The organism is Pseudomonas sp. WS 5503 (genome assembly GCF_012985385.1).
GTDB classification, from domain to species: domain Bacteria; phylum Pseudomonadota; class Gammaproteobacteria; order Pseudomonadales; family Pseudomonadaceae; genus Aquipseudomonas; species Aquipseudomonas paracarnis.
In genome coordinates this window covers 338,286-364,710 of the sequence record NZ_JAAQWI010000003.1, presented here as the reverse complement: position 1 = coordinate 364,710, position 26,425 = coordinate 338,286, and the positions used below count along the sequence as shown (strand labels likewise).

26 protein-coding genes are annotated in these 26,425 nt (G+C 62.5%); 23 read left to right on the top strand and 3 right to left on the bottom strand.

Annotated features, from left to right (window positions below; translation table 11 throughout):
- Positions 1-23 precede the first annotated feature (23 nt).
- The 3 genes from HBO10_RS10765 to HBO10_RS10755 are packed head-to-tail and all read left to right on the top strand — an operon-like array spanning position 24 to position 6,711.
- The gene (locus tag HBO10_RS10765) at positions 24-1,766 is read left to right on the top strand and encodes a potassium/proton antiporter (protein WP_034125605.1); all 1,743 of its coding nucleotides are present in this window, start codon (positions 24-26) and stop codon (positions 1,764-1,766) included.
- A gap of 49 nt (positions 1,767-1,815) precedes the next feature.
- Positions 1,816-5,199, top strand: coding sequence for a mechanosensitive channel MscK (mscK, locus tag HBO10_RS10760; protein WP_034125604.1), 3,384 nt, complete (start codon positions 1,816-1,818; stop codon positions 5,197-5,199).
- 48 nt (positions 5,200-5,247) lie between these two features.
- Positions 5,248-6,711, top strand: coding sequence for a protein adenylyltransferase SelO (locus HBO10_RS10755; protein WP_034125603.1), 1,464 nt, complete (start codon positions 5,248-5,250; stop codon positions 6,709-6,711).
- 4 nt (positions 6,712-6,715) lie between these two features.
- On the opposite strand, the gene HBO10_RS10750 is transcribed toward HBO10_RS10755, so the two are convergent.
- Together HBO10_RS10750 and HBO10_RS10745 are read right to left on the bottom strand one after the other, a co-directional pair.
- Positions 6,716-7,117 carry a transcriptional regulator gene (locus HBO10_RS10750; RefSeq protein WP_034125602.1) on the bottom strand — a complete coding sequence of 134 codons (402 nt, stop codon included), beginning with the start codon at positions 7,115-7,117 and terminating at the stop codon, positions 6,716-6,718.
- Positions 7,114-7,410: a type II toxin-antitoxin system HigB family toxin gene (locus tag HBO10_RS10745; protein ID WP_034125601.1), complete on the bottom strand. Its 297-nt coding sequence runs from the start codon at positions 7,408-7,410 to the stop codon at positions 7,114-7,116. The genes HBO10_RS10750 and HBO10_RS10745 overlap by 4 nt, the downstream gene beginning before the upstream one ends.
- Positions 7,411-7,627: 217 nt before the next feature.
- Here HBO10_RS10745 and trxC point away from each other — a divergent pair, with 217 nt between their 5' ends.
- Positions 7,628-8,062: a thioredoxin TrxC gene (gene trxC / locus HBO10_RS10740; protein ID WP_034125600.1), complete on the top strand. Its 435-nt coding sequence runs from the start codon at positions 7,628-7,630 to the stop codon at positions 8,060-8,062.
- A 204-nt stretch (positions 8,063-8,266) separates the two neighbouring features.
- Here trxC and HBO10_RS10735 read toward each other — a convergent pair whose 3' ends face one another.
- Positions 8,267-9,037 carry a ParA family protein gene (locus HBO10_RS10735; RefSeq protein ID WP_034125599.1) on the bottom strand — a complete coding sequence of 257 codons (771 nt, stop codon included), beginning with the start codon at positions 9,035-9,037 and terminating at the stop codon, positions 8,267-8,269.
- Between the two features lie 316 nt (positions 9,038-9,353).
- On the opposite strand from HBO10_RS10735, the gene HBO10_RS10730 reads away from it, so the two are divergent.
- The 19 genes from HBO10_RS10730 to HBO10_RS10640 all read left to right on the top strand — a co-directional run bounded on the left by HBO10_RS10730 (position 9,354) and on the right by HBO10_RS10640 (position 26,412).
- Positions 9,354-10,073 carry a beta-ketoacyl synthase chain length factor gene (locus HBO10_RS10730; protein WP_034125598.1) on the top strand — a complete coding sequence of 240 codons (720 nt, stop codon included), beginning with the start codon at positions 9,354-9,356 and terminating at the stop codon, positions 10,071-10,073.
- Positions 10,049-10,861 carry a lysophospholipid acyltransferase family protein gene (locus HBO10_RS10725; protein WP_003187953.1) on the top strand — a complete coding sequence of 271 codons (813 nt, stop codon included), beginning with the start codon at positions 10,049-10,051 and terminating at the stop codon, positions 10,859-10,861. Before HBO10_RS10730 ends, HBO10_RS10725 begins: the two co-directional genes overlap by 25 nt.
- Positions 10,839-11,108: a phosphopantetheine-binding protein gene (locus HBO10_RS10720; protein ID WP_034125597.1), complete on the top strand. Its 270-nt coding sequence runs from the start codon at positions 10,839-10,841 to the stop codon at positions 11,106-11,108. Before HBO10_RS10725 ends, HBO10_RS10720 begins: the two co-directional genes overlap by 23 nt.
- 9 nt (positions 11,109-11,117) lie before the next feature.
- The gene (locus HBO10_RS10715; RefSeq protein WP_003187949.1) at positions 11,118-11,372 is read left to right on the top strand and encodes an acyl carrier protein; all 255 of its coding nucleotides are present in this window, start codon (positions 11,118-11,120) and stop codon (positions 11,370-11,372) included.
- Positions 11,369-11,914, top strand: coding sequence for a membrane protein (locus tag HBO10_RS10710; protein ID WP_034125596.1), 546 nt, complete (start codon positions 11,369-11,371; stop codon positions 11,912-11,914). The genes HBO10_RS10715 and HBO10_RS10710 overlap by 4 nt, the downstream gene beginning before the upstream one ends.
- Positions 11,911-13,581 (top strand): AMP-binding protein, encoded by a 1,671-nt coding sequence (locus HBO10_RS10705; RefSeq protein ID WP_034125595.1) that lies wholly within the window; start codon positions 11,911-11,913, stop codon positions 13,579-13,581. Before HBO10_RS10710 ends, HBO10_RS10705 begins: the two co-directional genes overlap by 4 nt.
- A gap of 161 nt (positions 13,582-13,742) precedes the next feature.
- On the top strand, positions 13,743-14,477 hold the full coding sequence (locus HBO10_RS10700; RefSeq protein ID WP_034125594.1) for a glycosyltransferase family 2 protein: 735 nt from the start codon (positions 13,743-13,745) through the stop codon (positions 14,475-14,477).
- Positions 14,474-15,409, top strand: coding sequence for a glycosyl transferase (locus HBO10_RS10695; RefSeq protein ID WP_034125593.1), 936 nt, complete (start codon positions 14,474-14,476; stop codon positions 15,407-15,409). Before HBO10_RS10700 ends, HBO10_RS10695 begins: the two co-directional genes overlap by 4 nt.
- Positions 15,393-16,934 carry an aromatic amino acid ammonia-lyase gene (locus tag HBO10_RS10690; RefSeq protein ID WP_034125592.1) on the top strand — a complete coding sequence of 514 codons (1,542 nt, stop codon included), beginning with the start codon at positions 15,393-15,395 and terminating at the stop codon, positions 16,932-16,934. The genes HBO10_RS10695 and HBO10_RS10690 overlap by 17 nt, the downstream gene beginning before the upstream one ends.
- A complete protein-coding gene (locus HBO10_RS10685; protein WP_034125591.1) occupies positions 16,927-17,352 on the top strand; it encodes an acyl-CoA thioesterase in 426 nt (141 codons plus the stop codon). Before HBO10_RS10690 ends, HBO10_RS10685 begins: the two co-directional genes overlap by 8 nt.
- Positions 17,349-18,032 (top strand): outer membrane lipoprotein carrier protein LolA, encoded by a 684-nt coding sequence (locus tag HBO10_RS10680; protein ID WP_052199929.1) that lies wholly within the window; start codon positions 17,349-17,351, stop codon positions 18,030-18,032. Before HBO10_RS10685 ends, HBO10_RS10680 begins: the two co-directional genes overlap by 4 nt.
- Positions 18,004-20,334 carry an MMPL family transporter gene (locus HBO10_RS10675; protein ID WP_034125589.1) on the top strand — a complete coding sequence of 777 codons (2,331 nt, stop codon included), beginning with the start codon at positions 18,004-18,006 and terminating at the stop codon, positions 20,332-20,334. The genes HBO10_RS10680 and HBO10_RS10675 overlap by 29 nt, the downstream gene beginning before the upstream one ends.
- A gap of 33 nt (positions 20,335-20,367) precedes the next feature.
- A complete protein-coding gene (locus tag HBO10_RS10670; RefSeq protein ID WP_034125588.1) occupies positions 20,368-21,615 on the top strand; it encodes an NAD(P)/FAD-dependent oxidoreductase in 1,248 nt (415 codons plus the stop codon).
- Positions 21,612-22,361, top strand: coding sequence for a class I SAM-dependent methyltransferase (locus HBO10_RS10665; protein WP_034125587.1), 750 nt, complete (start codon positions 21,612-21,614; stop codon positions 22,359-22,361). The genes HBO10_RS10670 and HBO10_RS10665 overlap by 4 nt, the downstream gene beginning before the upstream one ends.
- Positions 22,358-22,840 (top strand): hypothetical protein, encoded by a 483-nt coding sequence (locus HBO10_RS10660; protein WP_034125586.1) that lies wholly within the window; start codon positions 22,358-22,360, stop codon positions 22,838-22,840. Before HBO10_RS10665 ends, HBO10_RS10660 begins: the two co-directional genes overlap by 4 nt.
- On the top strand, positions 22,837-24,003 hold the full coding sequence (locus HBO10_RS10655) for a beta-ketoacyl-[acyl-carrier-protein] synthase family protein (RefSeq protein ID WP_034125585.1): 1,167 nt from the start codon (positions 22,837-22,839) through the stop codon (positions 24,001-24,003). Before HBO10_RS10660 ends, HBO10_RS10655 begins: the two co-directional genes overlap by 4 nt.
- The gene (locus HBO10_RS10650; RefSeq protein WP_034125584.1) at positions 24,000-24,461 is read left to right on the top strand and encodes a hotdog family protein; all 462 of its coding nucleotides are present in this window, start codon (positions 24,000-24,002) and stop codon (positions 24,459-24,461) included. The genes HBO10_RS10655 and HBO10_RS10650 overlap by 4 nt, the downstream gene beginning before the upstream one ends.
- Positions 24,458-25,186 (top strand): 3-oxoacyl-ACP reductase FabG, encoded by a 729-nt coding sequence (gene fabG, locus HBO10_RS10645; RefSeq protein ID WP_014716589.1) that lies wholly within the window; start codon positions 24,458-24,460, stop codon positions 25,184-25,186. The genes HBO10_RS10650 and fabG overlap by 4 nt, the downstream gene beginning before the upstream one ends.
- Complete coding sequence (locus tag HBO10_RS10640; RefSeq protein WP_032893933.1) at positions 25,186-26,412, top strand: beta-ketoacyl-ACP synthase; 1,227 nt, start codon at positions 25,186-25,188, stop codon at positions 26,410-26,412. The genes fabG and HBO10_RS10640 overlap by 1 nt, the downstream gene beginning before the upstream one ends.
- Positions 26,413-26,425: the final 13 nt, after the last annotated feature.

Sequence of the window (26,425 nt, the reverse complement as noted above, 5' to 3'; positions counted from 1 at the left end):
TCCCCTGCCCTGGAGTACTGCCTTTGAATGCGACGACCATCAACAGCCTGTTCTTGATCGGCGCGTTGCTGGTGACTGCGAGCATTCTGGTGAGTTCGCTTTCGTCACGCCTGGGTATCCCCATCCTGGTGATTATCCTGGCCGTGGGCATGACCGCCGGGGTCGATGGCGGTGGCATCATTTTCGATAACTACCCCACCGCCTATCTGGTGGGCAACCTCGCCCTCGCCGTGATCCTCCTCGACGGCGGTTTGCGCACCCGGGTGGCGAGTTTCCGCGTGGCGCTGTGGCCGGCCTTGTCCCTGGCCACGGTGGGGGTGTTGATTACCACCGGCCTCACGGGCATGGCCGCGGCCTGGCTGTTTAACCTCAATATCATTCAAGGCTTGCTGATCGGCGCCATCGTCGGCTCCACGGACGCCGCGGCGGTATTCTCGTTGCTGGGCGGCAAGGGCCTCAACGAGCGGGTCAGCGCCAGCCTGGAAATCGAATCCGGCAGCAACGACCCGATGGCGGTGTTCCTCACCGTCACCCTGATCGACATGCTCGCCAGCGGCCAGACGGGCCTGCACTGGAGCCTGCTCACGCACCTGATCCGCGAATTCGGCATCGGTGGCCTGGTAGGCCTGGGCGGCGGCTGGCTGATGTTGCAGCTGGTCAACCGCATCAACCTGGCCAACGGCCTGTACCCGATCCTTGTGATCGCGGGCGGCCTATTCGTATTCGCCCTGACCAACGCCCTGCACGGCAGCGGCTTCCTCGCCGTGTACCTGTGCGGGCTGGTGATCGGCAACCGCCCGGTGCGCAGCCGGCATGGCATTTTGCATATGCTCGACGGCATGGCTTGGCTGGCGCAGATCGGGATGTTCTTGGTGCTGGGCCTGCTGGTGACGCCTCACGATTTGCTGCCCATCGCCCTGCCCGCCCTGGGCCTGGCGCTGTGGATGATCCTGTTTGCCCGGCCGCTGTCGGTGATGGTTGGCCTGCTGCCATTCAAGGCGTTCCACGGGCGCGAAAAAGCCTTTATCGCCTGGGTGGGCCTGCGCGGCGCGGTACCGATCATCCTCGCGGTGTTCCCGCTGATGGCCGGCCTGCCCCATGCGCAGCTGTACTTCAACCTGGCATTCTTTATCGTGCTGGTCTCGCTGTTGGTGCAGGGCACCAGCCTGCCGTGGGTGGCCAAGTTGCTCAAAGTCACCGTACCGCCAGACCCGGCACCGATCTCCCGCGCGGCCCTGGAAGTGCACGTTACCAGCGAGTGGGAGTTGTTCGTCTACCGCCTGGGCGCTGAAAAATGGTGCATCGGCGCGGCCCTGCGCGAGCTGAAAATGCCCGAAGGCACGCGCATCGCCGCGCTGTTTCGTGGCCAGCAACTGCTCCATCCGTCGGGTAGTACGGTGCTGGAAGTCGGCGATTTGCTCTGTGTGATCGGCCACGAACACAACCTGCCGGCCCTGGGCAAACTGTTCAGCCAGGCGCCGCAACGGGGCCTCGATTTGCGCTTCTTCGGTGACTTCGTACTGGAAGGCGACGCCCAGCTGGGCGCGGTTTCCGCCTTGTACGGGCTCAAGCTTGAAGGTATCGACCCGGACATGCCATTGAGCCGCTTCATTACCCAGAAGGTTGGCGGTGCACCGGTAGTCGGCGACCAGGTGGAGTGGAACAACACCATCTGGACCGTCGCCGTCATGGACGGGAACAAGATTGGCAAAGTCGGCGTCAGATTCCCCGAAGGAAGTCGCCCGGGCCCCGGACTCTTCCTCTAAACTGCGGGACAACGACGCCCCGATTCTTCACTTTGCAAGACCGGTCTCTATGCCAACCCTGCGTACTTTTCTCGCCACTGCCCTGCTGGGCCTGACCCTTTGTGTTGGCAGCGTATACGCCGCCGACCCGCCCAGCGCCGAAGCCGTCCAGCAAAGCCTGGATAAACTGCCCGACCGCAAGCTGCCTGACGCCGACATGAAGGCGCTGCAGGCGACCCTGCAACAGACCCTGACCTACCTGGGCAATCAGCAGGACTACGAGCAGCGCCTGGCCGACCTCAAGCGCCAGCTGGAAGAGGCCCCGCGCCAGACCAATGAGAACCAGCGTGAGCTGGCGCGCCTCAAGGCCACCAAAATCATTCCGGTGGCCCAACGCTACGCCAGCCTGCCGGTGCCGCAGCTTGAGCAGTTATTGGTGCAACGCAGCACCCAGCAAGGCGACCTGCAAAAAGAACTGGCCGACGCCAACAGCCTGACCATCGCCGCCCAGACCCGCCCCGAGCGCGCCCAGACCGAAATCAGCAGCAGCCAGACGCGCATCCAGCAAATCAACGCGACGCTCAAGCTCGGCAAAGACAATGGCAAACCTCTCAGCGGCGACCAGCGCAACCAGCTCAACGCCGAACTGGCGGCCCTGAATGCCTTGATTCCCCTGCGCCGCCAGGAATTGGCCGGCAACAGTCAGCTGCAAGACCTGGGCAACAGCCAGCACGACCTGATCCAGGAAAAAACCGCACGCCTGGAGCAAGAAATCCAGGACCTGCAAACCCTGATCAACCAGAAACGCCTGGCCCAGTCCCAGCAGACGGTGACCCAACAGTCCATCGAAGCGCAGAAAGCCGGCGGCAGTAGCATCCTTGCCAAGGAAAGCGCAGACAACCTGAAGCTGTCCGACTACCTGCTCAAAAGCACCGACCGCCTCAACGACCTGACCCAGAAAAACCTGCAGACCAAGCAGCAACTGGACACCGTGACCCAAAGCGATTCGGCCCTGGACGAGCAGATCAACGTGCTCAAGGGCAGCCTGCTGCTGTCCAAGATTCTCTATAAACAAAAGCAGGCCCTGCCGCGTCTCACCGTGGACAAAGACCTGGCCGACGACATCGCCAACATTCGCCTGTACCAGTTCGAGGTCAACCAACAGCGTGAGCTGATCAGTTCCCCAAGCGCCTATGTGGACAACCTGCTGGCGAACCAGCCACCGGATGAGGTCACCCCGCAACTGCGCCGCACCTTGCTGGAAGTGGCGATCACCCGCAGCGACCTGTTGGAGCGTCTGAGCCGCGAGCTGAGTGCACTGCTCAACGAATCCATCACCCTGCAACTGAACCAGAAACAACTGCTCAGCACCGCCAGCACCCTGCGCGCCACGCTCGACGAGCAAATGTTCTGGATCCCCAGCAACAAGCCGCTGGACACTGAATGGCTGGAAACCGTACCGGCGCATCTGAGCAAACAGGTCACCACCCTGCCCTGGGCGTCCAGCGTCAGTGAGCTGTATGACGGCCTGACCCAACGCCCACTGCTGTTCCTGCCGTTGCTGTTGCTGATCGGCGCGCTGTTGTGGCGACGCAATGCGCTGTATGTGCGCCTAAAAAAGGTTCACCAGGACATCGGCCACTTCAAGCGCGACAGCCAGTGGCATACGCCGCAGGCCATCCTGATCAACATCCTGCTGGCGATGCCCGTGGCCCTGGGCCTGGCGCTGTGCGGCTACGCGTTGCAGATCGACGCCCGCGGGCAAAACGCCAACCTGGGCGCGGCCTTGCTGCAGATCGCCCAAGCCTGGCTGGTGTTCTACACCGCCTACCGCATCCTCGCGCCGGGCGGCGTGGCGGAGCTGCACTTTCGCTGGGAAAGGCCGCAGGTCGAATTCCTGCAAGGCTGGATACGCAAGCTCGGGCTGGTGGTACTGGCGTTGGTGGCCGTGGTCGCGATTGCCGAACATCAACCGGCCGCGCTGGCTGACGACGTGCTGGGTATCGCCGTGGTACTGACCTGCTACGGGCTGATGGCCTGGCTGCTGGGCCGCCTGCTGCTGAACAGCCCGACCCACGAAAAGGCCTCGCTGTTTCGCAAAGCTATCGGGGTGGTGTTCACCGCGCTGCCCATCGCTCTGTTTATTGCCGTGTGCTTTGGCTATTACTACACCGCGCTGAAACTCAGCGACCGGCTGATCAATACCCTGTACCTGCTGATGTTCTGGCTGGTGATCGAAGCCACCTTCGTGCGCGGCCTGGGTGTTGCCGCAAGGCGCCTGGCCTACGCCCGGGCCCTGGCCAAACGCCAGGCAGCCAAGGAGGCCGGTGACGGCGAAGCGGTGATCGAAGAGCCGACCCTGGACATCGAGCAGGTCAACGAACAGTCCATGCGCCTGATCCGCCTGGCCCTGCTCGGCGGCTTTATCGCGGCGCTGTACTGGGTGTGGTCGGACCTGATCTCGGTATTTTCCTACCTGGACAACGTCACCCTGTACGAATACACCAGCGGCACAGGTGCGAATATCAGCATGGTGCCCATCAGCATCGGCGACCTGCTGGGCGCGTCGATTATCATCGGTATCACCTTCGCCCTGGCGCGCAACCTGCCCGGCCTGCTCGAAGTCCTGGTGCTGTCCAAGCTCGACCTGGCCCAAGGCAGCGCCTACGCCACCACCACCTTGCTGTCCTATATCATTGCCGGCGTGGGCTTTGTCACCACCCTTTCCACCCTCGGTGTGAGCTGGGACAAGCTGCAATGGCTGGTGGCCGCGCTGTCGGTGGGCCTGGGTTTCGGCATGCAGGAGATCTTCGCCAACTTCATCTCCGGCATCATGATTTTGTTCGAACGCCCGGTGCGCATCGGCGACACCATTACCATCGGCAACCTGTCGGGTACGGTAAGCAAGATCCGCATTCGTGCCACCACCATCACCGACTTCGACAACAAGGACATCATCGTCCCCAACAAGACCTTCATCACCGGGCAACTGATCAACTGGTCGCTGACCGACACCATCACTCGGGTGACCCTCAAACTCGGCGTGGACTACGGCTCCGACCTGGACCTGGTGAAGGAATTGCTACTCAAGGCGGCGCGAGAGAACCCACGGGTACTCAAAGAGCCGGAACCCCACGTGTACTTCCTCAACTTCGGCGAAAGCACCCTCGACCACGAGCTGCGCATGCATGTTCGCGACCTGGGCGACCGCAACCCGGTGTTGGACGAGGTCAACCGCTATATCAATCGTGAATTCAAGAAACAGCACATCAACATCTCGTTCCGGCAGATGGAAATCTACCTGAAGAATCTTCACGGCCAGGAATACAAATTGGTGCCGGCCGAAGACGAGCGCAAGACCATCGCCGAGCCCATCGACAAGCCCGACGCCCCGGAGCCTCCCGCAGGCAAAGTGGCGGATGCGCCAGAGCCGCCACCCAGCAAACTCGACTAAACGCCCTATCCCCAGCAGAATGCTCGGACATTCTGCTGGAGATGGCCGGTGAAAGCCCTCGACGAACTGACCTTCGACAACCGCTTCGCACGCCTGGGCGACGCATTCTCGACTCACGTACTGCCCGAGCCCCTCGACGAGCCGCGCCTGGTCGTCGCGAGCAAGGCCGCCATAGCCCTGCTCGACCTCGACTCGGCCGTGGCCGAAACCCCGGTATTTGCTGAGCTGTTCGGCGGCCACAAGCTGTGGGCCGAGGCAGAACCACGGGCGATGGTGTACTCCGGGCATCAATTCGGCGGCTATACCCCGCAACTGGGAGATGGTCGCGGGTTGCTGCTGGGCGAGGTCTATAACGAGGCCGGCGAGCATTGGGATTTACACCTCAAGGGCGCCGGGATGACGCCTTACTCGCGCATGGGCGACGGGCGTGCCGTGTTGCGCTCTTCGATTCGTGAATTCCTCGCCTCCGAGGCCCTGCATGCGCTAGGCATCCCCACCAGCCGCGCCCTGTGCGTGATCGGTTCCAGCACGCCGGTATGGCGGGAGAAACAGGAACGCGGGGCGATGGTTTTACGCCTGGCCCACAGCCATATTCGCTTCGGGCACTTCGAATATTTCTACTACACCAAGAAGCCTGCGCAGCAGGCCGAACTCGCCGAGCACGTGCTGAACCTGCACTACCCCGAATGCCGCGAGCAACCCGAGCCTTACCTGGCGATGTTCCGCGAAATCGTCGAGCGCAACGCCGAAATGATCGCCAAATGGCAGGCTTATGGTTTTTGCCACGGCGTGATGAACACCGACAACATGTCGATCCTGGGCATTACCTTCGACTTCGGGCCCTTCGCGTTTCTCGACGATTTTGACGCGCACTTCATCTGCAACCATTCCGATCATGAAGGCCGCTACTCCTTCAGCAACCAGGTGCCGATCGGGCAGTGGAACCTCAGCGCCTTGGCACAGGCGCTCACGCCATTCATCAGCGTTGAGGCACTGAAGGAAGCCCTCGGCCTGTACCTGCCGCTGTATCAAGCGCACTACCTGGACCTGATGCGCCGCCGGCTGGGGCTGACCACCGCCGAAGAAGACGACCAGACGCTGGTGGAGGGTTTGCTCAAGCTGATGCAGAACAGCGGTGTGGACTACACGCTGTTCTTCCGCCGCCTGGGCGACGAATCGGCGACGTTAGCCGTGGCGCGGTTGCGTGATGACTTTGTCGACATGGCCGGGTTTGATGCCTGGGCCGAGCGGTACAAGGCCCGTGTTGCACGGGATGGGGATTACACCCAGGAACAGCGCCGTGAGCGCATGCACGCGGTCAACCCGCTGTACATCCTGCGCAACTACCTGGCCCAAAACGCCATCACCGCCGCCGAATCAGGCGACTACAGCGAAGTGCGGCGGCTGCATGACGTGCTGACCAGGCCGTTTGAGGAACAAGCGGGCATGGAGCAGTACGCGCAACGGCCGCCGGATTGGGGCAAGCATTTGGAGATTAGTTGTTCGTCGTGACCCCTTAGATAAAGGTCTCCACCGACACCCCGAAACGCTCGGCCAGCCAACGAATCTGGCGCACGTTGAGCTGGCGTTTTCCGCTCAGTATCTCCGAGACAACCGATTGCGCCCCAACGCCAGGAAGGTCACTCTGGGTAAGATTGTGCTCGCGCATCATGTAGCGCAGCACATCGACCCCACTGGCGACGGGCATTGGGCGATGCTCACGATCATAAGCTTCGATCCAGTCGCTCAGAATGTCGACCAGGCTCATCAGCGGGCTGTCCTCGTCTTCACCCACCAGACTCAATAGCTCATCCAAACCGCATACCAATGCGTCGTAGTCTGCCTCGTTTTCCGGCTTGCGCAGCACAGGCGAAACGAACTGCCAGTGCTCTGCCGCCACTCGCATAAGTGCGCTCATATGATTTTTTCCTTCCATTTGTTTTTCTCATAATCACGGTGGTCAAGCAGGTGTTTGATGTAAACGCGCTGCATTCGATACTGCACCGACGCAATCAACCTCAGCTTGTTACCGCCAATATCAAATACATGAAATTCACCTACCTTGTCGGTGGCGGGAAACATGGCTTTCATTGCGGCAAAGTCCTTGGGGGCGTTGCGCTTGATCACGCGATACCACTGATCCAGAGCTGTTGCAGAGCGCGGCCATTTTCCTTTTGCTTCCCAGATCCTGCTTTCACTGATGACTCGCATGCAACGTCCTTATCGCATCTTGCTATGAAGGTTAAACCTGAATTCGAACTATCGCAATTTGCTATAGCCGCAAACAGACCGGTGGTGCACAACAAAAAGCCTAGCCACACCGTTCACGCTGGCGAGGACGAAAATGTGAGCGAATAAGTATCTATATCCTTGATAAACCTCTGTCTCGACACCAAATACCCAACTGGCCAAACCCCAGGAGCCTCCGATGTCCGAACCTCTTGTCATCCCCTGCCCTCATTGCAACGGCCTCAACCGCATCCCCGGCGAACGCCTGGGTGATGCGCCCAAGTGCGGGCGCTGCAAGCAGTCGGTGTTGCTGAACAAACCCTTTGATTTGAAACAGGGTGACTATGCCAACCAGATCAAGGGCGACCTGCCGCTGCTGGTCGATGTGTGGGCCGACTGGTGCGGGCCGTGCAAGTCGTTTGCGCCGGTATTCGAACAGGCAGCCGGGCAGTTGGAAGGCAAGTGCCGGCTGGCGAAGCTGGACAGCGAGGCTAACCAGCAGCTGTCGGCGCAGTTGGGGATTCGCTCGATTCCCAGTTTGATTCTGTTCAAGAACGGCCGCGAAGTGGCGCGCCAGAGCGGGGCATTCCCGTTGCCGCAGTTGATGAGTTGGTTGAGCAGCCAGGGGGTGTAAACATCCCCCTCAATCAACTCGGTCAATGTGGGAGCTGGCTTGCCTGCGATGCAGGCGACTCGGTGATTCAGGCACACCGAGTCGATATCTTCGCAGGCAAGCCAGCTCCCACATTTGGATCGCGGTGCCTCATCTCGATCAGCGTGGGCTGTCAGGCCGTAACCGGCAAGCCAGCTCCCACAGTGTTCGGTGTTGCCTGTTGGGTCAGGCGTTTTCCAGCAGGTTATGCAGGTCCACAAACTGCTGCGTCAACTTATGCCGTGGGTCCAGGTGGATCAGCGGCTTGCTCTCCTGGTGCGACTCGCGCATACGCACGGAGCTGGCCAGGTACACCGGCAGTACCGGGAGCCCTTCGGCAATCAACTCATCAAGAATCTGCTGCGGCAGGCTCGCCCGTGCCTGGAATTGGTTGACCACGATGCCTTCCACTTCCAGGCCTTCGTTATGGTCGTCCTTCAATTCTTCGATCTCAGCCAGCAGGCCATACAGGGCCTGGCGGGAAAAGCTGTCGCAATCGAAAGGGATCAGTACGCGATCGGCGGCAATCAGCGCTGAAACCGCGTAAAAATTCAGCGCTGGAGGCGTATCCAGGTAGATTCGGTCGTAATCTTCGCTCAGTTCATCCAGCAGCTTTCGCAACTTGTTGATCTTGTGCTTGGCCTCAAGCTTGGGCTGCAGGTCGGCCAGTTCCGGGGTGGCGGTGATCACATGCAGGTTATCGAACGGGGTTTCGTAGATATCTACCCTGTTTTTCTTCGAAAACGGCCCCGTCGACAGGGTTTGCTTGAAAAAATCCGCGATTCCCATGGGGATGTCGTCGCCCGTCAGCCCGGTGAGGTACTGAGTTGAGTTGGCCTGTGCATCGAGGTCCACCAACAGGGTTCGATAACCTTCGCTGGCGCTGACCGCCGCCAGGTTGCAGGCGATGCTGGACTTGCCCACACCGCCTTTTTGATTGAACACCACGCGCCGCATGGAAAAACCTCCGTGTATCAATGAATCCCCCGAGTGTAGAGCGCAAAAGCGCTGGTTAGCTACCTCGTTCATCCTCACGCGCTGTCTGGCTCACAAATGAATGGAAACCGCGCAACGATCGAGTCCGGCCTTCGCTCGCCGATAATCTGTAAATTCTTCCAACTTATTTGTGATCAATAGTGAACAAACTTTCACCACTATTTGCTAGAACCCCACGGCACCGGGATAATGCGCGCCATACGGCCATTGCTCCCTGTCCCGGAATCCGGGGCCATTGGCCGCACATGGAAGCCCGCAGGGGCGGGATAACTTCTCAGTGATCAACTTCAACATCGCCCAATGGCGCGCCTGGGCTCCTGGCCTTGCGAGTGCGGACGACTGGTACGCCTGGTGCCGGGACCCGGTGTTGCCGCCTGTCAGCGAAGCGTCCCCCGATGTGTCATTTTTGCCAGCCATGCAGCGCCGTCGTCTGAGCCGGCTGGCGCGCATGGCGTTCAGCGTCGGCTGGCCGCTGGCCGAGGGCCTTGAAGACCTGCCACTGGTGTTTATTTCCCGCCACGGTGAAACCCCGCGCACCTTGGACATTCTCAGCGACCTGGCCAACGAGCAGCCGCTGTCGCCGACTCAGTTCAGCCTGTCGGTGCATAACGCGGTAATTGGCCTGTGGTCGATCCTGCGCAATGAAACCAGCGAGATGACCGCCCTCGCCGCCGCCGGCGATGGCCTCGAACACGGCCTGCTCGAAGCCGCCGCTCTGCTCAACGAAGGCGCCGCCGCCGTATTGCTGGTGATCACCGAAGAACAACCGCCCCACGCCTACGCCAGCTGGATTACAGATGTGCCCTTCCCCTATGCCCTCGGCCTGTTGCTCACGCCGGGCGACGAGTGGCAACTGGAACTCACCACCAGCACTGTCCAACTCACTCAAACCCAGTGGCCCCACGCCCTGAACCTGCTGCGCACCCTGCTGACCGAACAGGGCGCCTGCCAACATGCCTGGAAGAACCGAGTATGGAACTGGCAACGCAAGCCCTGACCCACAAGCCACGGCAGGCCTATTACTGGCGCCTGTTCGCCACGGCCCTCAGCTTTTGCCTGTTTGGCATCGGCGGGCTGTGCCTGCGTTTGCTGGTGTTTCCGCTGCTCAGTTGCCTGCCGGGCGATGCCAGCCAGCATCAACGGCGCGCACGCCACACCATCAGTTGCCTGTTCTGGTTTTTTATTCGCTTGATGAAGGGCCTGGGCATTCTCACCTACAGCGTCGAGGGAGCCGAAAAGCTTGGCCGCCCTGGCCAGATGATCGTCGCCAACCACCCGTCGCTGATCGACGTGGTGTTCCTGATCGGCCTGATGCGCCAGACCAACTGCGTGGTCAAGCAGAGCCTGTTCCAGAACCCGTTCACCCGCAGCCCGGTGCGCGATGCCGGCTATATCAGCAACGACGGCAGTGCCGACATGCTCGATGCCGCAGCCGACGCCCTGCGCGCCGGCCAGACGCTGATCATCTTTCCCGAAGGCACCCGCACCACGCCGGGCGCAGCGCCGGCCTTTCATCGCGGCGGTGCAGCCATTGCGCTGCGTGGTGCGACAATCATCACGCCAGTGGTGATCAAGGTCAGCCCCACCACCCTGACCAAGGCCGAACCCTGGTATCGCATCCCCCACCGTCGATTTCACTTCAGTTTGCGCGTGGGCGCCGATATAGAGCCACAAGCGTTTGCCGCAGTCGGGCCCGCGCCCCAGGCTTCACGCAAGCTCAACGATCACCTGCATCACTATTTCATTAAGGAGCTCGCCGAAGATGAGCGACCAACACCGCCTTGAGCACGACATAAAGACGCTGATCATCGAGGCCCTGGGCCTGGAAGACATCAGCCCCGACGATATTGGCAGCGACCAGACCCTGTTTGGCGAAGGCCTGGGCCTGGATTCGGTCGATGCGCTGGAATTGGGCCTGGCGATCCAGAAAAAATACGGCATCAAAATCGATGCCGACGCCAAGGACACCCGCAATCACTTCACCAACGTGGCCAGCCTTGCGGCGTTCGTCACGGCCCGACAGGCAGCTTGAGACCGTACCATGCAAACTCGTGACGATATCTTCAACACCCTGCGCGACGCCTTGGTGGAACTGTTTGAACTGCCCCCGGAACGCGTCACCCTCGACGCCAACCTGTACCAGGACCTGGAAATCGACAGCATCGACGCCGTGGACCTGATCGACCACATCAAGCGCCAGACCGGCAAGAAAATCGCCGCCGAAGAGTTCAAGGCGGTACGCACGGTGAACGACGTGGTAGAGGCGGTGTACCGTCTGGTCCAGCCCGCCGCATGAGCCGGTTGATCGGCCTTGGCCTGTTATTGGCGGGGCTGCTGTACCCCTTCGCGGTGTATTACGGCACCGAGCACTTTGCACCTTGGCAGTTCGGCTTGCTGCTGGGCAGCCTGTGGCTGTTGCGCGCGCTCACCGCTGCGCGGCGCCCGGGCAGCCGTTGGATGGCGGTGGTGGTGATCGTGTTTTGCCTGGCACTGGCATGGTTCGATAACCCCCAGTGGCTGCGCTGGTACCCGAGCCTGGTCAGCGGATTCATGCTGGCGCTGTTCGGCCTGAGCCTGAAGTACGGCCCGCCGATAGTCGAGCGCCTGGCACGCATGACCGACCCGCACCTGCCGCCCCACGCGGTGGTGTATACCCGCCGGGTCACCCTGGTGTGGAGTGTGTTTTTTCTCTGTAATGGCCTGCTCGCCGCCGCGCTCACCCTGTGGGCGCCGCTGAGCTGGTGGACGTTGTACAACGGCCTGATCGCCTACGGGTTGATGGGCTTGTTGTTTGCCGTGGAATGGCTGGTACGACAAAGGGTTCGAGGCCGCGTATGAAAGGGTTGAAACTTGAGCACTTGCTGCTTGAGCCACTGCAAGATCGCGGGGTGACCGCCGAGCCCCTCATGAATCACGCGCAACTGTGCGAGCACTCCCTGAGCCTCGCCGCAGGCATCAAGGCCCGGGGTATCCGGCGCCTGGCCGTGCACCTGGAAGACGCCGGCCTGCTGGCGATTGCGCTGCTGGGCGCCTGGCGGGCCGGTGCGAGCGTACTGCTGCCCGCCGACCTGCAACCCCAGACGCGCCAGCGCTGGGCCGACGCCGTGGATGCCTGGCTGGTCGAAGCCAGCGACCTGGACGCGCTGTATCAAGCGCCCTTGAGTGCCGCCGCCCTCGACCTGGACAACTGCCAACTGAGCCTGTGCACCTCCGGCTCCAGCGGCGAGCCCAAGCGCATCGACAAGTCCCTGCGCCAGTTGGCCAATGAAGTAGAGGCGCTGGAAGCCCTGTGGGGCAAAGATCTCAAGGACGCCTGCATCATCGGCAGCGTCGCTACCCAGCATATCTACGGCTTGCTGTTTCGCGTGTTGTGGCCGCTGTGTGCCGGCCGCACCTTTGTACGCAAGCAACTGGCGTTCCCCGAAGACATGCAGCGCGCCAGCCGTGAGCACCCGCAATTTGCCTGGGTGGCCAGCCCGGCGCTGCTCAAGCGCATGGGCGACAACCTCGACTGGCCGGCACTGAGCCAGGTTGCACGGGTATTTTCCTCCGGTGGCGCGTTGCCGGTTGATGCGGCCGGCAGCCTCTACGACCGTTTACAGCAATGGCCCACAGAAATCCTCGGCAGCTCGGAAACCGGCGGCATCGCCTGGCGCCAGGGTGCGCAACCCTGGCAGCCGTTTGCCGACGTGCAACTGAGCCAGGATGCCGACGGCGCTTTACGCATCGCCTCAAAGTACTTGCCCGAAGGGCACGTCGAACAGACCGCCGACGCCGTTCGCCTGCATGCCGATGGGCGCTTCGAACTGCTGGGCCGCCTGGACCGTATCGTCAAGCTGGAAGAAAAACGCATCTCCCTGCCGATGTTGGAACAAGCGCTGATCGCCCATGAATGGGTGGCCGACACCCGCCTGGGCGTGGTGCAGGAAAACCGTGCGTCCCTGGGTGCCGTGGTGGTGCTCACCGACGCGGGGCTGCATGCCCTGCGCAACCAGGGACGCCGCACGCTCACCCAGACCCTGCGCCAGCACCTGAGCCAACACTGCGAAGCCCTGGCCTTGCCACGCCGCTGGCGCTTGTTGCGCCAACTGCCGCTGAACAGCCAGGGCAAGCTGCCCCAGGCCGATGTCGAAGCTCTGCTACTGGCGCCTCGCCCCAAGAGCCCAGAAGTGTTGGCGCAAGTCGAAACAGAGGGTGAATGGACCTTGCAACTGAGCGTTCCGCCGGACCTGGCCTATTTCAGCGGGCACTTCCCGGTCACGCCGGTATTGCCCGGCGTGGTGCAAGTGGAATGGGCCTTCAACCTGGGCCAGCAACTGCTTGACCTGCCAACCAGGTTCGCCGGCATGGAAGTGCTCAAGTTCCAACAACTGGTGCGCCCGGGCGATCACATCGAACTGCACCTGCGCTTTGATCGGGAGCGTAGCAAACTGTACTTCGCCTATCGCAATGGGGTTGCAGCGTGCTCAAGCGGGCGGATCGTGCTGGAGGCCGCGCATGCATAACCTGTTCTTGTGGCGAGGGAGCTTGCTCCCGCTGGAGTGCGAAGCGCTCCCAACCCAGGCATCACCCACTCCCAGGATGATCTCGGTCGCCTCCATTGGGGCTGCTTCGCAGCCCAGCGGGAGCAAGCTCCCTCGCCACGGGGTTTGCGCAGGCTTTGAATATGCATAACCCCTGCGCTTTGATCCCGGTATACAACCACGAAGCCGCCGTGCCGGCCGTGGTCCACAGTGTGCTGAAGAGCGGCCTGCCCTGCCTCTTGGTGGACGATGGCAGCAGCGCCGCGTGCGCAGCCGTGCTGGCGCAGTTGGCGACGCTGGATAACGTCACCCTGCTGACCCTGCCCAGCAACCAGGGCAAGGGCGCCGCCGTGATGGCCGGTTTTCGCGAAGCAGCGCGCCTGGGCTATACCCACGCTCTGCAAGTGGACGCCGATGGCCAGCACGACCTGCGCGAAGTCCAGACCTTTATCCACACCTCACGCCAGCACCCCGACGCCGTCATCTGCGGCTACCCGGAATACGACGACAGCGTGCCCAAGGGTCGCCTGTACGCACGTTACCTGACCCACGTGTGGGTGTGGATCAACACCCTGTCGCTTGAGATTCGCGACTCGATGTGCGGCTTTCGCGTGTACCCGCTGGCGCCGACGCTGGCGCTGATGGACTCGGCCTACATCGGCACGCACATGGATTTCGACTCGGACATCCTGGTGCGCCTGGCCTGGCGCAACCAGCCGATGCGCTGGCTGCCCACCCAGGTGCACTACCCCGCCGACGGCCTGTCGCACTTTCGCTTGTTGCGCGACAACCTGCGCATCAGCGCCATGCACACGCGGTTGTTCTTCGGCATGCTCGTGCGTGCGCCGATGATCCTGTGGCGACGGTGGCAAGCATGAACGACAGCACCAAGCATTGGGCCGACCGCGAGGAACGCGGCAGCTTCTGGCTGATGAAATTCACCGCGGTCGCGGTCAAAGTCCTCGGCCGTCGCCTATTGAGCCCGTTGCTCTACAGCATCGTCTTTTACTTCTTCCTGTTCGGCCGCACCGCACGCCACAGCGCCTGGCAATACCAGCAGCGGCTGGCGCAATGGAGCGGGCGCAATAACTTGCTGCCGAGCCACCGCACAGTCTTTGCCCAGTTCATGGCCTTCGCCGATTCGCTGCTCGACAAGCTGGACGTGTGGAACGGCAAGCTGCGCCTGGAGCAAATCGAGATCAACGACCCGGCGCAGTTGCGCAGTCAACTGCGTGGCGAACGCGGGCAGATGTTGGTGGGTGCGCACCTGGGTAACCTGGAAGTGTGCCGCGCCCTCGCGGAGATTGGTGAGCAGGTCACCATGAATGTGCTGGTGCACACCAAGCACGCCGAGCGTTTCAACCGTCTGCTGGGCGAGGCCGGCGCGACCCATTTGCGCCTGATCCAGGTCAGCGAATTGGACCCGGCCACCATGCTGCTGCTCAGCCAGCGCCTGGACGACGGCGAGTGGCTGGCGATTGCCGGCGACCGCATCCCGCTGCACGGCGGGCGCACGGTGCGCGTGGACTTCCTCGGACACACGGCGGCATTTCCCCAAGGCCCATGGCTGCTGGCGGGCTTGCTCAAGTGCCCGGTCAATCTGCTGATGTGTCTCAAGCACCAGGGTCGCTATCGCCTGACTATCGAGCCCTTTGCCGATTTGATCGAATGGAAGCGCAGCACCCGTGAGCAAGTCATTGCCGAATGGACCACCCGCTACGCCGCACGCCTGGGCCAGTTCTGCCTGCAAGCGCCCCAACAATGGTTCAACTTTTACCCTTTCTGGAAGACCGATGACGACGCCTCTTGAGCCCATCACCTTTGGTGAACGCCCCCTGCGCATCGAAGACGTGCTGGCCCTGGCCAACCGCCAGGTGCCCACTCGCCTGCAGGACGATGCCGCGTACCGCCAACGCATCGCCAAGGGCGCGCAGTTCCTCGACTCGCTGCTGGACAAGGAAGGCGTGATCTACGGCGTGACCACCGGCTACGGCGACTCCTGCGTAGTGGCGGTGCCGCTGGAGCACGTCGAAGCCTTGCCGCGTCATCTGTACACCTTTCACGGTTGCGGCCTGGGCAAATTGCTTGATGCCCAGGCTACTCGCGCCGTACTGGCGGCGCGTTTGCAGTCGCTGTGCCATGGCGTGTCCGGGGTGCGTGTGGAACTGCTGGAACGCCTGCATGCCTTCCTCGAAAACGATGTGCTGCCACTGATCCCGGAAGAAGGCTCGGTGGGCGCCAGTGGTGATCTGACGCCGCTGTCCTATGTGGCTGCGACCTTGTCCGGCGAACGTGAAGTGCTGTTCCGTGGCGAACGCCGCCCGGCGGCCGACGTACACCGCGAGCTGGGCTGGGAGCCGCTGGTACTGCGGCCCAAGGAAGCCCTGGCACTGATGAACGGCACCGCAGTGATGACTGGCCTGGCCTGCCTGGCCTTTGCCCGCGCCGACTACCTGTTGCAACTGGCCACGCGCATCACCGCGCTCAACGTGGTGGCGCTGCAAGGTAACCCGGAACACTTCGACGAACGCCTGTTCGCCGCCAAGCCGCACCCTGGGCAGATGCAAGTCGCCGCGTGGCTGCGCAAGGACCTGGCCATCGACGCGCCCACCGCCCCCCTGCATCGCCTGCAAGACCGTTATTCGTTGCGCTGCGCGCCCCACGTGCTCGGCGTATTGGCGGACAGCCTGAACTGGCTGCGCTCGTTCATCGAGGTCGAACTGAACAGCGCCAACGACAACCCGATCATCGACGCCGAAGAAGAACGTGTGCTGCATGGCGGGCACTTCTACGGCGGGCATATCGCCTTCGCCATGGATAGCCTCAAGACCCTGGTCGCCAACGTTGCCGACCTGCTCGACCGCCAGCTCGCACTGTTGGTGGACGTACGCTACAACCATGGCCTGCCGAGCAACCTCTCAGGCGCACCGGCTGACCGCGCGATGATCAACCACGGCTTCAAGGCCGTGCAGATCGGCACCAGCGCCTGGACCGCCGAAGCGCTGAAAAACACCATGCCGGCCAGCGTGTTCTCGCGCTCCACCGAGTGCCATAACCAGGACAAGGTGAGCATGGGCACCATCGCTGCCCGCGATGCGATCCGCGTGCTGGAGTTGACCGAACAGGTCGCCGCCGCGACCCTGCTCGCCGCCAACCAAGGCGTGTGGCTGCGCGCCCAGGCCGAGGATGCCCGCCCACTGCCACCAGCACTGGCCGCGATGCACGCCGAACTGGCCCAGGACTTTGCGCCGGTCATCGAAGACCGCGCCCTGGAAGGCGAACTGCGCCTGTGCCTGCAACGTATCGCCGCGCAACACTGGAGGCTGCATGCGTAGCCCCGGCGTGTTGCACAGCGACACTGAAATCCTCGTGCCGTTTTTCGACATCGACACCATGAACGTGGTGTGGCACGGGCATTACGTGAAGTACCTGGAAGTGGCGCGCTGTGCGTTGCTGGACAAGATCGGCCATAACTATACGGCGATGCTCGAAGCCGGCTACGCCTGGCCGGTGATCGACATGCAGCTACGCTATGTACGCGGCGCGACCTTCGGCCAGACCATCAACGTGCGCGCCAGCCTGGTGGAGTGGGAGAATCGTTTGAAGGTCAATTATTTGATCACCGACCTGGCCAGCGGCGAGCGTTTGACCCGCGCCAGCACCGTGCAAGTGGCGGTGCAAATCGCCAGTCGCGAAATGCAGCTTGCCTCGCCCAAAGTCTTTACCGACGCCGTAGAGAGAGCCCTGGAATGAGACCCCCTGTAGGAGCGAGCTTGCTCGCGAAGATCGCCAACGATAACGCGGGGCGCCTGACACCCCGTGGGGCCCTCAGGTTTTTCGCGAGCAAGCTCGCTCCTACGGTGGCTGCGTTGTTGCTGAGCTTCAGCGCCCAGGCTTTTGACTTGCAGCAGTTGAGCGATCAGCTTGCCAAACCCTCCGTGATCCACGGCAACTTCACCCAGGAAAAGCACCTGCGCGCCCTGCCCCAGCCATTGGTGAGCAAAGGCACCTTCGTGCTCGCCAAGGATCACGGCCTGCTGTGGCTGTTGAAAACTCCGCTGCAACAGGACTACCGCATCACCTCCCAAGGCATTGCCCGCCGTGACGCCAATGGCTGGCAACTACTGCCAAACAAGAGTGCCGGCGCCGAACAGAATCGTTTGTTCCTGGCGGTACTGCAGGGCGACAGCAGTGGCCTGCAGCGCGACTTCGACCTGCAACTGCAAGGCGAGGCCCAACAATGGAAGCTCACGCTGACCCCGCGTTCGCTGCTGCTCAAGCAAGTGTTCACCCAGATCAATATCGACGGTGGCGCACTGGTGCGCACCATTGAACTGCTGGAAACCCAAGGCGACAGCACGCTGTTGCGCATGCAGGACAGTACCGCCGACCAGCCGTTGAGCAATGCGGAGCAACACGACTTTGCCCAGTGAGCGCCTGCTGCCGCGCCTGTTCCTGACCTTGCTGGTGGCCGTGCTGGCCCTGGCAGGCTGGCAGTGGCGTGACGGCGCGCCGTTGTCGGCCAACCTGATGGAACTGGTGCCCGGCAGCACGCCGGACGCCTTGGAACTGCAAGCCGAACAGCGCATGCAAGAGCCGCTCAACCGCGAAATGCTGGTACTGGTGGGGCATGCCGACCGCCAGCAAGCGGTGGCCGTGGTGCAGCAACTGGGTGAGCGTTGGCAGGCCAGCGGCCTGTTTGAAAAGGTGCAGTGGAACCTGCAAGCCGACTTGCCAGCGTTGCGCGAACAACTGCTGCGTGGGCGTTTGTCGATGCTCTCGTCCAAGGACCGCGAACAACTGATCCAGCAGCCTGAGGCGTTCATCCAGCAACGCGTGCAATCGCTGTTCGACCCCTTCACCGGTTTCAGCCTGGTGCCAAGCCAGGACGATTGGCTCGGCCTCACCGGGCGCATCCAGAACAGCCAACCGCAACACGGTGCGGTGCAAATGGACATCGGCAGCGGCGCCTTGATCGCCGATGCCGACGGCAAAAGCTGGGTGCTGCTGCGGGCCCGCACTACCGGCAACGCCTTCGACATGAAGTTGCCGCTACAAGTGGCGGACTTGCTGAAGGCCAGCCGCGAGCAAGCCAGCGCACACGGCGCGCAACTGCTCGCCGCCAGCGGTTTGCTCTATGCGGCCAACGGGCAACAGCAGGCCACTCGGGAAATGACCTGGGTCGGCGGCGGCGCCACCCTGGGCATCCTGTTATTGCTGCTGCTGGCGTTCCGACGCTGGCGAGTGTTGCTGGCATTCGTGCCGGTACTGGTGGGCATGCTGTTTGGCGCGGTGGCATGTGTGGCGCTGTTTGGGCATATGCATGTGATGACCCTGGTGCTGGGTTCCAGCCTGATCGGCGTGGCAGTGGATTACCCGCTGCATTACCTGTCCAAAAGCTGGAGCCTGCAGCCGTGGCGCAGTTGGCCGGCGTTGCGCCTGACCCTGCCAGGGCTGAGCCTGAGCCTGGCCACCAGCGCTATCGGCTACCTGGCTCTGGCCTGGACGCCGTTCCCGGCGCTGACCCAGATTGCGGTGTTTTCGGCTGCCGGTTTGGTCGGTGCCTATTTGTGTGCCGTGTGCCTGTTGCCCGCGCTGCTCAAGGGCGTGGAACTGCGCCCGGCGCAATGGCCGCTGCGTGTCGCCCAAAGCCTATGGCAGCTGCGCACGGCCTTGCTCAAACGCGTGCCCAGTTCGGTACTGCTGGTGGGGGTGCTGCTGTTCTGCGCGGCGGGCCTGTGGCAACTGAACACTAAAAACGATATCCGCCAATGGATCGGTGCGCCGCCGCAGTTGCTGCACGAAGCCCAGGCCGTGGCGCGCATCACCGGGTTCCAGCCCACCAGCCAGTTTTTCCTGGTGCGAGCGGACAATCAGCAGCATTTGCTGGAGCGCCAGGCCGCCCTGGGCAAACGCTTGGACCAGTTGGTGCAGATGGACAAGCTCCAGGGCTACCTGGCGCTCAATCAACTGGTCAACCTCCCCGCCGAACAAAAACAGTTGCGCGAGGCGCTGAACAACCTGGCGCCGCACTGGCAACCGCTACTGGACCTCGGCGTGCCCCTCAGCGCCCTGCAAGCCGAAGTGGCGCAGTTGCAGGCGCTGCCCACCGCAGACATCGGCGCCGCATTGCAAGGCCCGCTGGCCGAGCCTTGGCGCACGCTGTGGCTCGGCCCGGTGGACGGTGGCGTGGCGGCCATGGTCAGCCTGCAAGGCTTGAACAACCCGGCGCTGCTGCGGGTGCAGGCACTGGACTTGCCCGGCGTGCAGTTGGTGGACCGCTTGGGTGACTTGAACCGGGTGTTTGCCGACACGCAGATCAGCGCTGCCGAATTGAAGTTGCTGTCTTGCGTGCTGATCGTGCTATTGCTGATTGCGCCCTTCGGCTTTGGCGGCGCCTTGCGTATCGTTGCCTTGCCGCTGCTGGCTGCGTTGTGCAGCCTGGCCAGCCTCGGTTGGCTGGGCCAGCCGCTGACTTTGTTCAGCCTGTTTGGCCTGCTGCTGGTCACGGCCATCAGCGTCGACTATGCGATTTTAATGCGCGAGCAGATCGGCGGCCCTGCCGTCAGCCTGTTGGGAACGCTGCTGGCGGCGCTGACGACCTGGTTGTCGTTCGGCCTGCTGGCCGTCTCCAGTACACCGGCCGTGAGCAATTTCGGCTTGTCGGTCAGCCTGGGCCTGGCGTTCAGCTTTATGCTGGCACCCTGGGCCAGCCGCCAGAAACACGCCTTATGAATGTGATTAGCGCCCATGCGGCAAGGAGCCCTCGTGCCCACAGTTGAAATGGAACGTCGCCAGGTGGTGGTGATCGGTGCCGGGCCTTCCGGTGCCATCGCGGCCGCGCTGTTAAAGCGCAAAGGGCATGATGTATTGATCATCGAGCGCGAGCATTTCCCGCGTTTCTCGATTGGCGAAAGCCTGCTGTCGCACTGCATCGACTTCATCGAAGAAGCCGGCATGCTCGACGCTGTGCAAGCTGCAGGCTTCCAGGTAAAAACCGGCGCCGCATTCGCTTGGGGCGAGCGCTACAGTGCCTTTGATTTCAGCGACACCTTCAGCAACGGCAAGCCCACCACCTTCCAGGTGCAGCGCGGCGAGTTCGACAAATTGCTGGCCGACCAGGCGGCGTTGCAAGGCGTGGAAATCCGCTACGGCCAAACCATTGTCGGCGTGGATTTTTCTGCCGAGAGCCGGTATTTGCATGTGCGCCGCCAGAATGGCAGCGAGTACCACCTCAAGGCCAGGTTCGTGCTCGATGCCAGCGGCTACGGCCGTGTGTTGCCACGCCTGCTGGACCTGGAAGCACCGTCGAATTTCCCGCTGCGCCAGGCCGTATTCACCCACGTCGAAGACCGTATCGAACACCCAGGCTTTGACCGCAGCAAAATCCTGGTGACCACTCACCCGACCAAGCGCGATATCTGGTTCTGGACCATCCCGTTCAGTAACGGCCGTTGCTCGGTAGGCGTGGTCGCAGCCAAAGAGCATTTCGAGGGTGCCGACAGCGACCTCGACGCCTGCCTGCGCGGCTTTATCGAGCAAACCCCAAGCCTGTCCGCCGTGCTGCAAAATGCCGTCTGGGATACCCCGGCGCGCACCATCGGCGGCTACTCGGCCAACGTCAAAACCCTGCACGGTCCAGGCTTTGCGCTACTGGGCAATGCGGCGGAATTCCTCGACCCGGTGTTCTCTTCCGGCGTGACCATTGCCATGCGTTCGGCCAGCATGGCCGCAGGAGTGCTGCACCGCCAATTGAGCGGAGAAACGGTGGACTGGCAAACCGAGTTCGCCGAACCGCTCAAGCGCGGTGTCGATACCTTCCGTTGCTACGTCGAGGGCTGGTACGCGGGCACGTTCCAGGACGTGATTTTCCATCCTGGCAGTTCACCGGAGATTCGCCGCATGATCAGCTCTATCCTGGCCGGTTACGCCTGGGATGAACGCAACCCGTTTGTCAGCGAGCCGAAACGGCGCTTGCGGATGTTGTCGGATATTTGTGCGAGTGAAGCGGTATGAGCAGCCCTGGCGTTGAAAAAAACTACCTGAGTCAAAACTACGTCGAAGAAACCAAGTTCGGCTTCTGGTTCCTGCGCAGCCATACCTGGCAGCATCACGTATTGCGCGTGGCGATCAATGACCTGCGCAGCCTGTTCAGCGAGCCGCTGCCGGTGGCGCCGGTGTTGCTGGATGCCGGTTGCGGCCAGGGCAAATCCTTCCAGTTGCTGCATCAGGTGTTCGCGCCTTCGCGCCTGATCGGCCTGGATGCCGACCCTCACAGCCTGGCACTGAGCCGTGAAGAAGCCGCGCGGCTGGGCCTGGACGTCGAGCTGATCGGCAGCGACTGCGCGACCCTCAACCTAGAGGATGCCAGCGTCGATATCCTGTTCTGCCACCAGACCTTCCATCATCTGGTGGAACAACATCGCGCACTCAAGGAGTTCTATCGGGTGCTCAAGCCGGGCGGCTATCTGCTGTTTGCCGAATCCACCGAAGCCTACATCGACACCTGGGTGATTCGCTGGCTGTTCCGCCACCCGATGCATGTGCAGAAAAGCGCCGAAGAGTACCTGGAGATGCTGCGCGAGCAGGGCTTTGAGTTCGCTGCTCAGAACATTTCGTACCCTTACTTGTGGTGGAGCCGTTCCAGTGACTTCGGCCTGCTGGAACGTTGGGGCCTGCGCAAGGCACCGCCGGTGGGTCAGCGCGAGGAAACCCTGGTCAACTGCGTGGCCCGTAAACCTGTGGAGAATGCGGCCCCATGATGCGCCTGCTGTTGATAAGTTGCCTGTTGCTGCTCAGCGCCTGTGCCAGCCAGGCGCCGCTGCCGGAAAAAATGCCGGCCCTGGCCTTGCCGATGCAATTGCATGTGCAGCGCCTGGCGGACAGCCAGAGCCAGGACTGGCTGCTGGTGATCCAGCGCGAAGGCCGCGCGATTCGCTGGTCGATGATGGACCCGCTGGGCATTCCGCTGGCCCGGCAAAAACTGCTTGATGGGCAGTGGCAGGCAGACGGCTTGCTGCCGCCCAACCCCCAGGCGCGCACGCTATTTGCCGCGCTGCTGTTTGCCCTGACCGCGCCTGGTGACGTACCAGCGTTGTATCCCACTGCCCAGGCCATGGACCTGACGCGCACGCTGCCGGGCCACTGGCAGATCGTCTACCAGTCTTCGGAGGTGTTCAGCGTGAACATGGCCGACCCGCCGCTGAGTTACCGCATCAGCCCGCTGGGTGTGAGCCGATGACCGCCTACCTCAATGCCCTTGGCGTGATCTGCGCCCTTGGCCGTGGCCAGGCGCAAGTCAGCCGCAAGCTGTTTGCCGGCGACTGCTCGGGCATGCGTGCCGAAAGCGGCTGGGTGCCGGAGCGCGTCGTGCCGGTGGCCGCCGTACACGGCGAACTGGCGCGCCTGCCCCCGGAACTGGCCCAGCAAAGCAGTCGCAATAACCAGTTGCTGTTGGAAGCGGCGCTGCAGATCGAAGATCAGATTCGTCAGGCCATCCAAACCTACGGCGCTGACCGGGTCGGGGTTGTGCTGGGCACCAGCACCTCGGGCATTGACGAAGCCAGCCGTGGCATTGCCCATTACCTGCAGAACACGCAGTTCCCCGCTGACTACGATTACCAGCAACAGGAACTCAGCGCCCCGGCCAACTTCCTCGCCGACTGGTTGAAAGTAAGCGGCCCGGCCTATGTGATTTCCACCGCCTGCACCTCCAGCGCCCGAGCATTGATGAGCGCCCAGCGCCTGTTGGACCTGGGGGTGTGCGATGCGGTGATCTGCGGCGGCGTGGACAGCCTGTGCAAGCTGACGCTGAACGGGTTTACCGCGCTGGAAGCAGTGTCTGCCGAGCGCTGTAATCCGTTCTCGGTGAACCGCAACGGCATCAATATCGGTGAAGCGGCGGTGCTGTTCCTGATGAGCCGTGAGCCGGCCCCCATCGCCTTGCTGGGCAGCGGCGCCAGTTGCGACGCGCACCATATCTCCGCGCCCGAGCCCAGCGGCAAGGGCGCGTTGCTGGCCATGCGCAAGGCCTTAGCCTGCGCGAAGCTTTCGCCCGAGCAGATCGGCTACCTGAACCTGCACGGCACCGCGACCCAACACAACGACGCCATGGAAAGCCTGGCGGTCGCCAGCCTGTTTCCCGGCGGCGTCGCCTGCTCATCGACCAAGCCCATGACCGGCCACACCCTCGGCGCTGCCGGGGCACTGGAAGCCGCGTTCTGCTGGCTGAGCCTGACCCATCGCCTGCTGCCACCCCACGTATGGGACGGCCATCCCGACCCGGCGCTGCCCGCCTTGCAATGGGTGCGCAGCGGCGACAGCTTGAAAAAACCCTGCCTGATGAGCAACTCGTTTGCATTCGGCGGAAACAATGTCAGCCTGATAATCGCAGAGGCCCCATGATCGATTGGCCACTCGCCGAACTGCTGCCCCATGCGGGCGACATGATCCTGATCGACCAGGTGCTGTCGTTCGATGAAGAGCAGATCCACACCCGCGTCACCGTCAAGCCCGGCGGCCTGTTCAACCGTGCTGACGGCAGCCTGCCAGCCTGGGTCGGCATCGAGCTGATGGCGCAAAGCGTCGCCGCGTATGCCGGTTGCCATGCACGCCAGCAAGGCAAGGCCGTGGAACTCGGTTTCCTGTTGGGCACACGTAAGTTCGAGTGCAACGTGGAGCACTTTCCGGTCGGTGCCGAGCTGCATATCCACGGCCTGCGCTCCCTGGAAGACGACAACGGAATGGGCGTGTTCGAATGCCACCTCACCGGCGACGGTATCCAGGCCAGCGCGCGCTTGAACGTATTTCGACCGCCCCAGGCGGCCAACTATTTAGATGAATCGAAGGACGAAACGCCATGACTGAATCCGTACTGGTCACCGGCTCCAGCCGTGGTATCGGCCGCGCCATTGCCCTGCGCCTGGCCCAGGCCGGCCATGACATTGTGCTGCATTGCCGCAGCGGTCGTGCCGAAGCCGACGCGGTACAGCTCGAGGTCCAAGCCCTGGGGCGCGAGGCACGCGTGCTGCAGTTCGACGTGGCGGATCGCGCTGCGTGCAAAGAGATCCTTGAGGCCGATGTGGAGCAGCATGGCGCCTATTACGGCGTGGTGCTCAATGCCGGCCTGACCCGCGACGGCGCCTTTCCTGCGCTGTCGGAAGACGATTGGGATGTGGTGATGCGCACCAACCTGGATGGTTTCTACAACGTGCTGCACCCGGTGATGATGCCGATGATTCGGCGCCGCGCCGCCGGGCGTATCGTGTGCATCACCTCGGTGTCCGGGCTGATCGGCAACCGCGGCCAGGTCAACTACAGCGCCTCCAAAGCCGGCTTGATCGGCGCGGCCAAGGCGCTGGCCATTGAATTGGGCAAGCGCAAGATCACCGTCAACTGCGTGGCGCCGGGCCTGATCGACACTGCGATGCTGGATGAAAACGTGCCGGTAGAAGAACTGATGAAAATGATCCCGGCCCAACGCATGGGCACGCCGGAAGAAGTCGCCGGCGCCGTGAACTTCCTGATGTCCGCCGAAGCCGGCTATATCACGCGCCAGGTGCTGGCCGTGAACGGGGGCCTGTGCTGATGAAGCGCGTTGTCGTCACCGGCATGGCCGGCGTGACCTCCCTGGGCAGCGACTGGGACACCATCGCCGCCAACTTTCGCGCCAACCGCAGCGGCATTCGGCGCATGGATGAGTGGGACCGTTTCACCGAACTGAACACGCGCCTGGCCGGCCCTATCGACGATTTCGTCGTGCCTGCTCACTGGACGCGCAAGCAACTGCGCAGCATGGGCCGCGTCTCGCGCCTGGCCGTGTGGGCGGCGGAGCAGGCGTTGCAAGACGCCGGCCTGCTCGGTGACGAGTCGATCAAGGACGGGCGCATGGGCGTGGCCTGTGGCTCGTCCACCGGCAGTACCGATGAGATCAAGGCGTTCGGCAATATGCTGCTCAATTCGGTGGCCGAGGGGCTCAATGCCAATTCCTATGTACGCATGATGCCCCACACCACGGCGGCAAATATCAGCATCTTCTTTGGTCTCACGGGCCGGCTGATTCCTACCTCCAGCGCCTGCACCAGCGGCAGCCAGGGCATCGGCTACGCCTATGAGGCAATCAAGTTCGGGCGCCTGCCGTTGATGCTCGCGGGCGGCGCAGAAGAGCTGTGCCCCACCGAAGCTATGGTCTTCGATGCGTTGTACGCCACCAGCCTGAAAAACGATGCGCCGCAAACCAGCCCGCGCCCCTACGACAGCGGCCGCGATGGCCTGGTGATCGGTGAAGGTGGCGGAATGTTGGTGCTCGAAGAGTTGGAGCACGCGTTGGCGCGAGGCGCGCATATTCACGCTGAACTGGTTGGCTTCGGCAGCAACGCCGACGGCCAGCACACCACCCGCCCGGAACAGAAAACCATGCGCCGCGCCATGGAGCTGGCCCTGGAAGACGCAGGTCTTGAACCGTCCGCCATCGGCTACGTGAACGGCCATGGCACGGCTACCGATCAGGGCGACATCGCCGAAACCCTGGCCACCAGCAGCCTGTTTGGCAGCCGCATGCCGATCAGTTCACAGAAGAGTTTCCTCGGCCACACCCTGGGTGCCTGCGGCGCGCTGGAATCGTGGTTCAGCATCGAGATGATGAACCGCGACCAGTACGTGCACACCTTCAACCTGGACGCGGTCGACCCGCAATGCGGCGAGCTGGACTACCTGCAAGGTGGCTTTCGCCAGATGCACAACGACTACGTGATGAACAACAACTTTGCCTTCGGCGGCGTCAACACCTCGTTGATCTTCCGCCGCTGGAGCTGACTTTTTAATCGAC